The sequence below is a fragment of the Enterocloster lavalensis genome (genome assembly GCF_046603895.1).
GTDB classification, from domain to species: Bacteria; Bacillota; Clostridia; order Lachnospirales; family Lachnospiraceae; genus Enterocloster; species Enterocloster lavalensis.
Genome location: NZ_CP176637.1, coordinates 1252633 through 1265890 on the forward strand (window position 1 = coordinate 1252633; position 13258 = coordinate 1265890).

12 protein-coding genes are annotated in these 13258 nt (G+C 57.8%); all 12 read right to left on the reverse strand.

The features are described 5' to 3' along the window. Nucleotide 1 precedes the first annotated feature (1 nt). The 12 genes from ACK2JC_RS05515 to ACK2JC_RS05570 all read right to left on the reverse strand — a co-directional run bounded on the left by ACK2JC_RS05515 (nucleotide 2) and on the right by ACK2JC_RS05570 (nucleotide 12992). Nucleotides 2-985 carry a hydroxyacid dehydrogenase gene (locus ACK2JC_RS05515; protein WP_320936158.1) on the reverse strand — a complete coding sequence of 328 codons (984 nt, stop codon included), beginning with the start codon at nucleotides 983-985 and terminating at the stop codon, nucleotides 2-4. A 39-nt stretch (nucleotides 986-1024) separates the two neighbouring features. Further along, on the reverse strand, nucleotides 1025-1747 hold the full coding sequence (locus tag ACK2JC_RS05520) for an ABC transporter ATP-binding protein (RefSeq protein WP_166445647.1): 723 nt from the start codon (nucleotides 1745-1747) through the stop codon (nucleotides 1025-1027). A 1-nt stretch (nucleotide 1748) separates the two neighbouring features. Further along, nucleotides 1749-2504 carry an ABC transporter ATP-binding protein gene (locus ACK2JC_RS05525; RefSeq protein WP_320936157.1) on the reverse strand — a complete coding sequence of 252 codons (756 nt, stop codon included), beginning with the start codon at nucleotides 2502-2504 and terminating at the stop codon, nucleotides 1749-1751. Beyond that, the gene (locus tag ACK2JC_RS05530; protein WP_227169231.1) at nucleotides 2491-3474 is read right to left on the reverse strand and encodes a branched-chain amino acid ABC transporter permease; all 984 of its coding nucleotides are present in this window, start codon (nucleotides 3472-3474) and stop codon (nucleotides 2491-2493) included. The genes ACK2JC_RS05525 and ACK2JC_RS05530 overlap by 14 nt, the downstream gene beginning before the upstream one ends. A gap of 12 nt (nucleotides 3475-3486) precedes the next feature. Then, a complete protein-coding gene (locus tag ACK2JC_RS05535; protein WP_092362255.1) occupies nucleotides 3487-4359 on the reverse strand; it encodes a branched-chain amino acid ABC transporter permease in 873 nt (290 codons plus the stop codon). Nucleotides 4360-4469: 110 nt separating this feature from the next. Next, nucleotides 4470-5768 (reverse strand): ABC transporter substrate-binding protein, encoded by a 1299-nt coding sequence (locus ACK2JC_RS05540; protein ID WP_368272213.1) that lies wholly within the window; start codon nucleotides 5766-5768, stop codon nucleotides 4470-4472. Nucleotides 5769-5815: 47 nt separating this feature from the next. Then, entirely contained in the window at nucleotides 5816-7096 is a 1281-nt protein-coding gene (locus ACK2JC_RS05545) for a lactate racemase domain-containing protein (protein ID WP_320936155.1), read from the reverse strand. Nucleotides 7097-7171: 75 nt separating this feature from the next. Then, on the reverse strand, nucleotides 7172-7933 hold the full coding sequence (locus ACK2JC_RS05550; protein ID WP_276950203.1) for an HpcH/HpaI aldolase family protein: 762 nt from the start codon (nucleotides 7931-7933) through the stop codon (nucleotides 7172-7174). A gap of 62 nt (nucleotides 7934-7995) precedes the next feature. Further along, on the reverse strand, nucleotides 7996-9366 hold the full coding sequence (locus ACK2JC_RS05555) for a sedoheptulokinase (protein ID WP_368272214.1): 1371 nt from the start codon (nucleotides 9364-9366) through the stop codon (nucleotides 7996-7998). Between the two features lie 169 nt (nucleotides 9367-9535). Then, on the reverse strand, nucleotides 9536-10357 hold the full coding sequence (locus tag ACK2JC_RS05560) for a class II fructose-bisphosphate aldolase (protein ID WP_411338461.1): 822 nt from the start codon (nucleotides 10355-10357) through the stop codon (nucleotides 9536-9538). 14 nt (nucleotides 10358-10371) lie between these two features. Beyond that, complete coding sequence (gene iolC, locus ACK2JC_RS05565; RefSeq protein WP_092362372.1) at nucleotides 10372-11391, reverse strand: 5-dehydro-2-deoxygluconokinase; 1020 nt, start codon at nucleotides 11389-11391, stop codon at nucleotides 10372-10374. Between the two features lie 107 nt (nucleotides 11392-11498). Further along, nucleotides 11499-12992 (reverse strand): CoA-acylating methylmalonate-semialdehyde dehydrogenase, encoded by a 1494-nt coding sequence (locus tag ACK2JC_RS05570; protein ID WP_368272215.1) that lies wholly within the window; start codon nucleotides 12990-12992, stop codon nucleotides 11499-11501. Nucleotides 12993-13258: the final 266 nt, after the last annotated feature.

A 13258-nucleotide genomic window follows, 5' to 3' on the forward strand; every position in this document is an offset into this window, starting at 1 on the left:
CTCATCCCTTTTCTCTCATGGCGCGGACTTCCTCGTAGTTCACGCACCAGGTAGGCTTCTCTCCCTTCAGTATCTCCACGATGCCCTGGCAGCCCTGGTAACTCATCCGGTCCATGGCCTCCACGGTCAGCGCCGCGCAGTGGGGGGAGAGCACCACGTTGTCCAGGCTCAAAAGCGGGTTGTCCGCCCGCACCGGCTCCTGGGCGAACACGTCCAGGGCCGCCCCTGCGATCACATGGTTTTTTAACGCTTCGTACAAATCCGCCTCGTTCACGTTGGAGCCCCGGGAGAAGTTCAGCAGGCACGCGCCGGGCTTCATCAGCTCCAGCCGCCTTTCATCCACAAAATTATCGTTTTCCGGCGAAGCGTTCAAATGCAGGCTCACATAATCCGCCCGGCGGAAAATGTCGTCCACGTCCTCCACACAGGTAATGAAGTCCGGCAGGTCCTCCTTCTTCACAAAGGGGTCATAGCCCAGAATCTCCATATCAAAGCCGCCGTGGGCCTTTTTCGCCAAGGTTCTTCCAATATTTCCCAACCCGATGATACCCAGGGTCTTTCCCCCGATATCGTGGCTCTCAAATGACAGCGGCGCGTCGAAATCCGCCCTGCGTGCCGCCTTCTCCAACGGCAGCATGTTCTTGGCAAGGGCCAGGATCGCGCCCAGGGTGTGCTCGGCCACGGAATCCATGTTGGCGAGAGGCGTGCGCACCACGTAAAGCCCCAGTCCGGTGGCAGTCGCCACATCCACCACGTTGTCCACGCCCACGCCGTGTTTGGATACCACCTGAAGCTTCTTCCCCTCCTTCAAAATGTCCTCGGAGAAGAAAAATGTCTTGGAAAAGCAGGCGTCACAGTCTTGGATCAGCTCCTTCATAACCTCCGGGTCCTCCCGCGGGGCCAGAACCACCTCGCAGCCGTTCTCTCTCAGCAGCTCCTTGCCGGACTCCGACACGTCCTGCGCCAGCAATACTTTATATCCCATTTTGAATTACCCCCGTTCTCTCTATTTGACAGGCAGCCCTTATGAGCCGCCCAGATAGGCTTTCTTCACTTCTTCGTTCTGCAGCAGGTTGGCGCAGGTGTCCTCCATGATGATCTCGCCGGTCTGCATCACATATCCCCGATCCGCGGTGTTGAGCGCGATCTTGGAGTTCTGCTCCACGAACAGGATCGTGGTGCCCTCCTCCCGAATCTTAAGAACCGCCTCGAAAATCTCCTTGATCACGATGGGCGCCAGTCCCAGGGAGGGCTCGTCCAAAAGCATAAGCTCCGTCTTTGCCACCATGGCCCGGCCGATGGCAAGCATCTGCTGCTCGCCGCCGGAGAGGGTGCCGCCCATCTGTTCCCGCCGCTCCTCCAGCCTTGGGAACAGGTTGTAGACGCGCTTTAAATCCTCCTGGATGCCCGCCTTGTCCTTGCGGGTGTACGCGCCCATCATCAGGTTTTCGTACACCGACAGCTTGGAGAAAATATGACGCCCCTCGAGCACCTGGGACAGCCCCATGCGCAGAATCTTGTTTCCGTGCATTTTCTGGATCGGCATACCCTTATAAATGATCTCGCCCCGGACGCCCGCAGCGGGGGTGAGCCCGGAAATGGACTGCAGCGTGGTGGTTTTACCGGCTCCGTTGGCCCCGATCAGGGTCACGATCTCGCCCTTGTCCACCTTCAGGTTGATGCCCTTCACCACATGGATATTTCCGTAATAATAATGAAAATCTTTTACTTCCAGCAGTGCTCCCATCCTATTCGTCACCTCCCAAATATGCCTTGATCACTTCCGGATTCGTCTGAATCTCGGAGGTGGTGCCCTCCGCCAGCAGCTTGCCGTAGTTGAGCACGTACAGGTAGTCCGCCACGCCCATCATCAGCTTCATGTCGTGCTCGATGATCAGAATGGACACGCCCCGGTCGATGATGCGGTACAACAGCTCGTTTAACTCCTCCTTCTCCTTGGAGTTCATACCCGCGGCCGGCTCGTCAAGCAGAATCAGCTTGGGATTGCTGGCCAGGCCGCGCACGATCTCCAGGTGGCGCTGCTGGCCATAGGAGAGGGATCCGGCCTGCTCAAAGGCCCTGCCCTTTAACCCCACGAAATCCAGCAGCTCGTAGGCCCGCTCGTAACACTCCCGCTCCTCCCGGCGCTCCCCGGCGGTCTTGAAGGCCGAGGCGAAATAGCCCTGCTTCATGTGGGGGTGCATCCCCACCATCACGTTCTCCACCACGCTCATTTTCTTGAACAGATTGATGACCTGATAGGTCCTGGACATGCCCATCTGGTTGATCTGATAGGGCTGGAGGCCGTCGATCCGCTTGCCCAGGAAGGTGATGGTGCCGCTGGTGGGCTTGTATACGCCGCTGATGGAGTTGAAAAAGGTGGTCTTTCCGGCTCCGTTGGGACCGATCAGACCGGTGATCTTACCCTCCTGAACCTGCATGGATACGTCGTTGTTTGCAATCAATCCGCCAAATTTTAAGGTAAGATGATCAACCTGCAGCATTAGCCTTCTCCCCCTTCTTCGATTTAAACTTTGCGATCACTTGTTTGATCAGCCCGTACAAGCCGCCCGGGAACGCCAGGATCACCAGCAGCAGAAGGATGCCGTAGATGAGCAGCTGGTAGCGCTCCGCGGAGCGCAGGATCTCGTTTAAGAACTGGACCGTAAACACGCCGGTCACGGTTCCGCCGACGGACGCGCTGCCGCCGAACAGCAGCATGGTCAGGAACATAACGGACTGCTTGTTGGTGAAGGTATCCGGGCTGATAAAGCGCACCAGATGCGCGTAAAGCCCGCCGGCAAAGGCCGTGTAAAATGCGCTGGTGGCAAAGGCGATGACCTTGTACTTGCGCACATTGATTCCCATTCCGTTGGCCGCGTGGGAGTTCTCGCGGATGGCGATAAACGCCCGCCCCACCCTGGAGTGCACCAGGTTGACCTTGATCACGATGAAGATAACCATACAGATCATTGAAAAATAATAATATTTGGTGTAAGAATTCAGCTTAAACCCAAACAGGGAGATGGTATCCGTGAACTTGCCGGTAAAGTTGCCCGTGATATTTCCCGGGGACTGGGCTACCAGCTGATAAACCACCTCTCCGAAGGCGATGGTGGCCAGGGACAGGAAATGGAACACCAGCTTGGAAGCCGGGTAAGCCAGCAGGGCGCCGATCAAGGTTGCAATCACCGTACCCATTAAGATGGTCACGATCACGGGGAGCCCGGTGAACTGGTGAATCAGCACGGAGCCGTAAGCGCCGATGCAGTAGAATGCCGCGTGGCCCATGGAAATCTGCCCCGAATATCCGAACAGGATGTCCAGGCCGGACACCGCGATGATGTAAAGGATCGCAAAGTTTGCCAGGAGCACACCGTAGTTCCAGTTAAACAGCTTGTCGGCGACAAACGGAAAGGCAACCAGAATCACTCCCAAAATGATGAAATTCTTTTTCGAAATTGTCTTGTTCATACCTTCCTCCTATCAGTCAGCGATTGCGCGTTCATTGAAGATACCGGTCGGCTTCACAAACAAGAAGATCAGCAGGATGGAATATGCGATGATATCTTTATGCGCCGAGGATACGTAGGCGGACAGAAAGGTCTCGATCAACCCCAGAAGCACGCCGCCCACGATGGCTCCCAGCATGTTTCCGAAGCCGCCCATCACGGCGCTGCTGAAGCCCTTGCGGCCGATCACCGCGCCCACCGTGGTATACACGCCGTATACCGGCCCGATCAGCATCCCGGCGAAGCCCGCGATACCGGAGGCGATGGCCCAGGAAAGTCCGGTGGTGAAGCCCACGTCGATTCCGCAGGCCCTGGCCGCCATGGGATCCATGGTGGCGGCCCTCATGGCCGTTCCGTGGCTGGTCTTGTTCATGAAGAAGTTAAACAGGATCATGAAAATGATGGAGGCTATGATACAGAGCGCCGCCTCAGTCTGAACGCTGAGCCCCAGAAGCCGGATGCTCTTGACCGACGTAACCGGCGGGAAGTATTTGATGTCCGACCCGAACAGAACCATGGAGCCGTTCTGGATGATATAGGAGATGGCGATGGTCGCCAGCACGGTGTAGATGGGGTTGACCCCCTTGGCCACCAGGCGGTGGATCACGCCCTTCTCGATGCCAAAACCCAGAAGAAACATCAGGAAAATGACCATAAAAAAGGAAATGAAAAACGGAATTCCCAGAACCCCGTAAAAGGTGTAACCCAGGAACGCGCCGAAGGTCAGCATGTCGCCCTGCACGAAGCTCATGAGGCCGGACGACTTGTAAATCAGGCTGTATCCCAGTGCAATCAGCCCGTAAACGCTGCCGATCACCAGGCCTGAAATGATAATCTGAAATAACATAGAAGCGGTTTCCCCCTCTCGACAGATGTCTTTTTCGGGAAAAGGCGAGTTACCTCAACCCGCCTTCCCCATTTTCTCAATCACTATTCAAATGTTGTTTCCGTGTTCCATTAAAGTCCCATCTGTTCCTTCATAGCGGTCCAGTCGTCGGTCTTTAACCACTCGTTTAAGTCGATCTGAAGTCCGCCCCAAACGATCCACGGCTTGAAGTTCTCCAGGCTCATGCCCTCGCCGTCCCCCTTGGTAAAGTCCTGAATGCCGCCCAGAGTCTCGAAATCCTTGATGGTCAGGATGGCGTTCTTGACCGCCTCGCCGTCGGTGGCTCCCGCGATCTCGATGGCCTTCTTCAGAACCATCATGGAATCATAGGCTCTGTAGGCGCAGTCATGGTAAGGCATTGCGCCGTACTCGTCAAAATACGCCTGGCTGAATTCCTTCATCATGGGATCCTGAATCTCGTCCACGCTGTTGTAGGTCACATAGGGGAACATGAAGCAGTATCCGTTACCGGCGTCGCCGGCCACCTTGATGTTGTCAATGGACAGAGTCTCTTTGTTGAATACCAGACCTTCGTATCCGAACTGTCTCAGCTGCTTGGCAAAGGGAGCCTGGGTCGGGGAGAAGGTGGAGGTGAACACGGCCTGGGGATTGCTGTTTAAGATCTTAGCGATCTGTCCGGAATAGTCGGTGTCGCCTTCCACGTACGTCTCGGAGGTCAGCACTTCGATTCCAGCGTCCTTACAGGCGTTTCTCATATCCTCTGCGCCGGAGGCGGAGGAGTCGTCCTGGCCCTGGAAGATGGCGATTCTGTCGATCCCCAGGTTCTTCATGTACTCAGCCAGAGCGGGCATGCCCATTCCGGCGTTGGGGCAGGCGCGGAACACGTACTCCCAGCCCTGCTTCATCCAGGTGGAGCTTAAGCCCGTTCCGATGCAGGGAATCTTGGCTTCCTCGAAGAACTGTCCGGAGGCCAGTACGCAGCTGCTGATTAAGGAGCCGCAGACCACGTCCACCTTGTCCACCTCGATCAGCTTGGTGGCGATCTTTACCGCCTCCTCGGGGGATGCCTGGTCGTCGTAAACCACCAACTCAACCTGTCTGCCCAAGAGGCCGCCCTGCTCGTTGATCTGTTTCACCGCCAGCTGGGCCGCCTTCACGGTGGTGTCGCCTACCAGGGCGTTGGTTCCGGTGAGGGGCTGGGGGCAGCCGATCTTGATCACGTCCCCGCTGGCAGCGGCCGCGGTGGTGTCCGCAGCGGCAGCGCTGTCCTTCCCCGCCTCAGGGGCCTGGGTGGCCTGTGTGTCCGCGGGGGCCGCAGAGCCGGACGCCCCCTGACTGCCGCCGCACGCGGTCAGCAGTACCATGGCGGATGCCAGAGCCAGCGCAAAACCTCTTCTCATTTTCTTCATACCATTTCCTCCTTCAATTCGTTTTATTTTAATTACGCTTTGGTAAATCACCACAAGTTTCCGTTTTCGTCAAAAGCCCAGGGATACGGGCCTCCCACGATCTCGATATCGGGGTCCGCCTGAGCCTCTGCCAGCAGGGCCTCCGAGATTTCAATTTCCTCCAAATGCATGGTGTCCTGTATCCGCACGATCCGGGGATGTTCCCGGTCGATCTCATTGCAGGTCCGGACGCCCAGCCGGATGGCCGTCTGATCGTTCTCCGTCACAAAGGGAATCTTCACCACGTCCAGCACCGTGGATGTCACCGCGTTGGGATAGGTGGCATCTAAGTCCGTATCCGCCGCAAGCCGCCTGGTGGTCACGTCCGCCATGCCGATGCCGTTGGCGTTGTGGTGGCTGGCCTCCGTCAGGCCCAGAACCACGATGCGCTGGGTGTTGATCCCGCCGCTGGCCGACTTAGCGCAGGCGAACCGCCCCGTAACGTTGGGGTCCATGCCGTCCCCGCTGATGTCCTTGCCGATGCGGTCCACCACCAGCACGTCCAGATTGTCCAGGAGCAGCCTGCCCATCCGGCCCTTGGCCTCCTTTAACAGCTCCGGCTCCTGCTCCCAAATCTCGTCCGGCAACAGGGCCCGCACCTTGCAGGTCTTGTCAAAGGCGTTCTCGATGAGGCCCAGACCGAACAGAATCTTCGTGTTGTCAAAAATCACCCGGGCCACCTGGGGCATGAGTTTTCCCATATTATGGAAGCCCGACTCGTGGACCTGCTCGGCCCCGTGCTGCTTGCCCATGCCGATCACGGCCATTTTCATGAGGCCGCTCTCGTAGGGGCCGCGGAAGGCCGTGTGGGCCTTGATCCGGCCGCAGAGCACGATACCGTCCGCCTCAAAGGCGTTTTTATCCACAAACACCGGCTTGCCGTCGGGCCGTTTCCCCACTTCCACCGTCTCCATGGAGGAGAGAATGGGGCAGCCCACATATTCTTCCGTCACACCGTAGGATTCGATGATTTCCCGCTGTCCTTCGGCCGTGGCGCCCCCGTGGCTGCCCATGGCCGGAAATACAAAGGGATCCGCCCCCTTTTCCTTTAAAAAATCCGCAATACATTTGGTGATCAGGGCCACGTTGGCCACGCCCCGGCTCCCCGAGGTGATTCCGATCCGCATCCCGGGCCGGACCTGATCTCCCATCCGCTCAAGCTCCCCGCGGACCACCGACGGCAGCTCCTCCTCCCCGATGTGGGAGGCGTCGAACTTCTGCCGGATTCTGTACATGGGCGGCAGCTCCACGTCCCCGCAGAATCTTGTCACCAGATTGTTTCTTGTCACATCAAGCATCTCTTCACCCGACTTTCGTTTGATGTAAAACCTGTTATGTAAGGCCGCAGCAGCCAATTAACCCTCTCACGCCTGCAGCTCGCCCATCACCTTACGCGCCATCTTAAGAAGCATTCCCACCTCGCTGTCGCAGCTCAAAACCGTCATACCGCGGTCCCGGCACTCCCGGATCACATCCGTGCGGGAGGTGATCATACCCGAGGCCTTGCCCGCCCGCGCGGCAGCCTCCGCCACAATGCGCTGGGCCTCCTTCATGGCCGGAGCCCCCAGATCCCCCGGGACGCCCAGGTCGATGGACAGGTCGTTGGGCCCGATCACCACCGCGTCGATTCCCTCCACCGCGGCGATCTCCCCCACGTGGTCCAGGGCCTGCCGGGTCTCGATCTGTGCCAGAATTATGGTTCTGGCGTTGGCGATCTCAAAATACTCCTCCAGCTTCGGCGGGTCGTAATTGGTGTGGGCCCGCTGGGTGGACGCCCCCCGGTGTCCCAGGGGAGGGTACTTGGCGTAGGATACAATCTGCCTGGCCTCATCCGCCGTGTTCACCATAGGAACCAGCAGCCCGTCCGCCCCCATGTCCAGCACCTTGGTGATCACCCCCCGGTCAATGGTGGGAATGCGCACCACCGCGCCGATCCCCGCGCCGTTTGCCACCGAAACCATGGCCGCCAGCTGGGAATAGTCGAAATATCCGTGCTCGCAGTCCACAATCATGTAGGCAAAACCCGCCGCCTTAAAGATCCGGGCCAGATTGGGGCAGGCCATCTCCGATATCATGGTGCCGAACACCGGCTCCCGGTCTCTGATCTTCTCTTTTACTGTCTTCAACTCTCTCACCCCTTCTGTTCTCTCTTGTCCGGGCCGCAATCCCGCCCGGCCGGTCCGGGCCTTCACAGGCGCAGGATCATTTCCCTCTTATCGTCCAGTCCCCGGCAGATTCCGCTGCAGCAGAGAGCCATCCGGTAGAGTCCGGCCATAGCCTCGTCGTCCAGGGCCGACAGGCGGCAGGGCAGCCCCGTCACCCGGCCGATCATGCGGATCAGCTCCGGCCGTTTCCAGGAAACGCCTCCGGAGCACACCACCCGCTCCAGGGGCTGGCTTCCGGCAAGGATACCCAGATTTTTCCAATACGTCTCCGCCATATCCCGGAAAGCCGCCGAGAACAGGGTGTTGACGTTCAGGTTGTTCTGGGTGATCCCCCGGATTTCACCGCCGTCCAGCTTCTGAGGGGTGGCGTAAAAACTCATATCCACCGCGATCCCCTGGCTGTCCTCCACGAACTGCCGTTCAAAAGCGGACCAGAACTCTCCCACGCTCACCTCGGCTCCGGTCAGAAGCTTTGTTCCGCCGGTAATGAAGCGCACCAGAACGTCCAGCCCGCGGCCGGAAGGCATATTGGAAATGGTCCGAAGCACCCGCCCTTCAAAATAGGGCCGGATCTCGTACTCTCCCGGCTCAAACACATCCGAGACCATGGACACCTGCCCGGCCGTGGCGATGTTGATCAGGCCGTCCCCCGGCTCCGGCATGGAGCCCAGCACCGCGATCTGCTGGTCGCCGTAATCCGGGTAGGCCGAAACCGTCCGCCCATTCACCGTGCAGCTGCCGCAGGAGGCGAAATCCGACGGCGCCAGCTGCGGAAGCCTGATCCCCTCAAATCCGGCTTTGCGCAGAATCTTCTCCGACCAGCGCCGCCGCCGGACGTCCACCAGGCCCAGGGGAGCGGCGTTAGTAATGTGGCAGATATTATTCCCGGTCAACTGCTCTATGACGTAGGACCCGAGGGTGTAGAGGGTGCCGTTCCGGTCCAGGCCGGGATTTTCCTCCAGCATGGTGTACAGGTTGCACAGCCCCAGGGAGGGCTTGATGTACACGCCGCAGTCCTCCATATCCTCCTTGGAAAACAGCTCCTGCAGGTATCCCAGGTACGTGAGTCCCGGGGACTTTTGGTGAAGGCACCTCATGTCCTGCCAGGACACGTAGACAGGTTCCGGCGTCTGCCCGGTCCGGTAGACAAAACCGTGCATCTGCGTGGACAGGAGGAGGGAGGTCAGATCGCCGTATTCCCTGGTTCCCTGATCCAAAAGCTCCTTCACCGTATCCACGATGGACCCGGCCGGCACCTCGAAAAGGAGCTTGTCGTCGTATCTTCTTTTTGACGAAGATATGGTCTTTTTTTGACTCAAAAGTTTCCCATTTTCAAGATCAAGTATTGCAGACTTTACAAAGCTGCTGCCAAGGTCAATCACAAGCGCCTTCATTTCATCCCTCTTTTTGGTCATTTTTTATTGTTATACGTTTGATCCGCTTTTTCTTTTGTGCATTTTCTATGTTTACGATTATAGCAACTTTGCGAGTATTCGTCAACAATTTTAACAAAACTTTATCTTTTTTAATATTTTTGAGTAACTTTTGATTATCTTCTACTTTTTAAAGGCATTTTATTTTCTCAATAGCCTTGCATTCTACAGCTTTCATACATTTTTGGTACATTTCTACTCGATCGAACAGTTTTGGATTTTCCTCAATCTGTTCCCGGAGCGTCTGGCCGAACACCATGCGCAGGGTGGTGCCCATGTTGATTTTCACCGCCCCACACTCGATCAGACGGCGCAGATCCCGGTCCGCCACGCCCGTGGAGCCGTGGATCACAAGAGGAATCTTCACCACCTGGCGGATGCGGCGCAGCAGGTCGAACTGCAAGTCCACCCCCTGGGTCTCCATGCGGTGCACCGTTCCCACCGCCACCGCCAGGGCGTCCACCCCGGTCAGCGCGGCAAAGCGCTCCGCCTCCCCGGGGTCCGTGAACCGGCGTTTGGCGTCCGCGTTGTCGCTGTAGCCCACAGAACCGATCTCCGCCTCCACGCTCACCCCCCTGGGCCTGGCAATCTCCACCGCAGCCCGGGTGACCGCCACATTCTCGTCAAAGGGAAGCTGGGAGCCGTCGATCATCACGGACGTGTAACCGCTGTCCACCGCCTGGCGGATGTCCGCCAGCTCCGTGGCGTGGTCCAGGTGCACGCAGGTGGGCACCTCGGACCGCCTGGCCATCTCCAAAAGCATCCCGGCCAGCACCGGAATCCCCATATGGGCCACGGCCACCTTGTTGGTCATCAGCACCACCGGCCGGTTCATCCGTTCGGCGGCACTGATCACAGCGGCCGCGTCCTCATAGCCGAATACGTTAAATGCCGGCAGCCCGCTGTTTTCCGCTATGGCGATGCGGGCCGCCTCCTTCAAATTGCACAGCATGTCTCTCCTCCGTCTCACTTGGCAACTGCAATCATTTCCCCGTACAGTTCCTTTTCCCTGCGGATAAACTCCGTGATTTCCTCCAGCTTCGGCATATCAGGGGAACAGCCGTGGCTGGCCACCAGCATGGAAGCGGAGGCGCTGCCGTACTCCAGACAGCGCATGATGTCCCAGCCGTTTAACAGGCCGTTTAAAAACGCGCTTCCGTAGCCGTCCCCGCCGCCCGTGGACTTGACCGCGTCCACAGGGAAGGGCTTTATGCTGTAGGATCCCTCGCCCTGAATGTAGGCGGTGGAGCCCTGTTTGCCGTGTTTGATCACCACGATCTTCGCCCGCTCGCCGAACCATCTCTGAGCGATCTCCTCGTCGGTCATCTCACGGCCCAGCAGGGCGTCGGTCTTGTCGAACTCCTCCCGGGAGCCCATGATGATGTCCGCCTCCCTGGCCGCCATGGAATAATAGAGGGCGATCTCGTCGTCCGTTTTCCAGGTGTAGGGCCGGTAGTCGATATCAAACACGATGACGGTCCCGTTCTTCTTGGCATAGTAGATGGCCTTGAGCACCGCCTCACGGGAGGGGCTTGCCGCCAGGGCCGTTCCGCTGACCACGATCATTTTCGCGCTCTTTATGTACTCCTCGGACACGTCCGAGGACTCCAGCTGCAGATCCGCCACGTGATCCCGAAACATGATCAGCCCGCAGTGATCCCGGTCCGTCACCTCGGTGAAGGCCAGGCCCATGGACTCGCCGTGGCGCGCCCGGACGATATTGGAGGTGTCGATGCCCTCGCCCTCGAACACCTGGATGCAGAAATCTCCCATCTGGTCGTCCGAGATACAGCCGATAAAACCTACCTTGCAGTTCAGCCGGGCCATTCCCACGGCGATATTGGCCGGGGAGCCGCCCACGTACTTTTTGAAATTGTCGCACTGGGGCCAGGGTTTAAAATATTCCACCGGGTTAAAATCCAAACAAATTCTCCCAATCGGGATTACATCCAGCTTCCGGCTGGAATCAAATGTTATGATACTCATGATCTTCATCCTTTCTGTGCGGTTTCCGCCTGCGCAGTCCCCGCCCGTTCCGTTCCCGCCTGTTTCGTTCCCGCCAGCGCGGGTCCCGTTTTTGCGCCTCTCCTGTCTTAGATCGTCCCATCCCAGGTGCTGACCGTCTTTTTCTTCCGCTCCTCCTCGTCGAACCAGCGGGTGGTGACCACCTTGGTCTCCGTGTAGAAGCGGTATCCGTCCTTGCCCAGGCAGTGCAGATCGCCGATAAAGGAATTCTTGTGGCCGGAGAAGGGGAACACGCCCACCGGCACCGGAATTCCCACGTTCACACCCACCATGCCGCCGTCCGTGTGTCTCGCGAACTCTCTGGCGTAATGGCCGTTCTGGGTGAAGATGACGGAGCCGTTGGCAAATGGGTTGTGGTTCATCACCGCCAGCCCCTCTTCAAAGTTCTTAACCCGCTTGATGCACAGCACCGGCCCGAAGATTTCCGAATCTCCCACCGTCATGCCGGGCTTTACATGGTCAAAAATCGTGGGCCCGATATAAAATCCGTTTTCATAGCCCGGAACCTTGACGTCACGGCCGTCCAGCACCAGACTGGCGCCCTCCTCCAGGCCCTTTTCAATCCAGGCCAGCACGGACTTTTTGTGTCCCGCGTTCACCACCGGTCCCATGGCCGTGGTTTTCTCGTAGGCCGGTCCCACAGTGATCTTCTTCGCCTGCTCCACAATGGCCTCCACCAGGGCGTCGGCGATGCTCTCCTGAACCACCACCACCGGCAGGGCCATGCAGCGCTCGCCCGCGCAGCCGAAGGCCGCGTTGATGATTCCGGCCGCGGTCCGTTCCACCGGAGCGTCCTCCAGCACCAGCGCGTGGTTTTTGGCCTCGCAGAGAGCCTGAACCCGCTTGCCGGACGCGGCGGCCGTGGCGTAGATGTGTTTGCCCACGCTGGTGGACCCCACGAAGGTGATTCCCTTCACGTCCGGGTGGTTGAGGAAAATCTCAGCCTCGGTGCGGGAGCAGGTGACGATGTTGATCACGCCGTCGGGAAGCCCCGCCTCCTTGTAAAGCTCCGCGATGCGCATGCAGGACTGAGGCGTGAAGGTGGCGGCCTTCAGCACGATGGTATTTCCGCAGGCGATGCACATGGGGGTCATCCAGCCCATAGGAATCATGGCCGGGAAGTTAAAGGGCACGATCCCGGCAAACACGCCCAGCGGTTCCCGGTAGAGAACCGTGTCGTAACCCGCGGAGGCGTCCATCAGGCTCTCCCCCATCATCAGGGACGGAGCGGAAATCGCCTGCTCCGTGGCCTCCTTGGCCTTGAGCACGTCCCCCTTGGCCTCCTCCCAGGCCTTTCCGTTTTCGTAAGCCACCAGATAGGTCAGCTCATCCATGTGCTCCACCAGCAGGTCCCGCAGCTTGTAGAGAATCTGCACCCGTTTCATCACCGGCGTGGACGACCAGCCGGGATATGCCTGCCTGGCGCACGAGATGGCATACTCCACTTCCTCCTCCGTGCAGCAGGGAACTTTTGCGATTACCTCCCCGGTACTTGGATTATATGCGTCCATGTACTTCTCGGTTTTGGAAACAATGTACTCGCCGTTCGCATAGAATCTCAATTTTTTTGCCTCTCCCATCATGTTCTCCTTTCACGCTTTTAGTTAATTTTGTTTCATTTTTTGATAATATTTGTTTCATCATTTCCCATCATAGTACATAATTAATATTTTTTCAAGTTATTTTTACGTCTTTTTGTGATCATTTTTATGTCAAAAGAGTGAGTTGACGAATCGTCCCTTTCTATGTTATCATTTTATTATCAAAATAGCTCCAATATATAGCCAATATCACCATACCTATTTTCATGTTCCGGCGGCCGTACAAT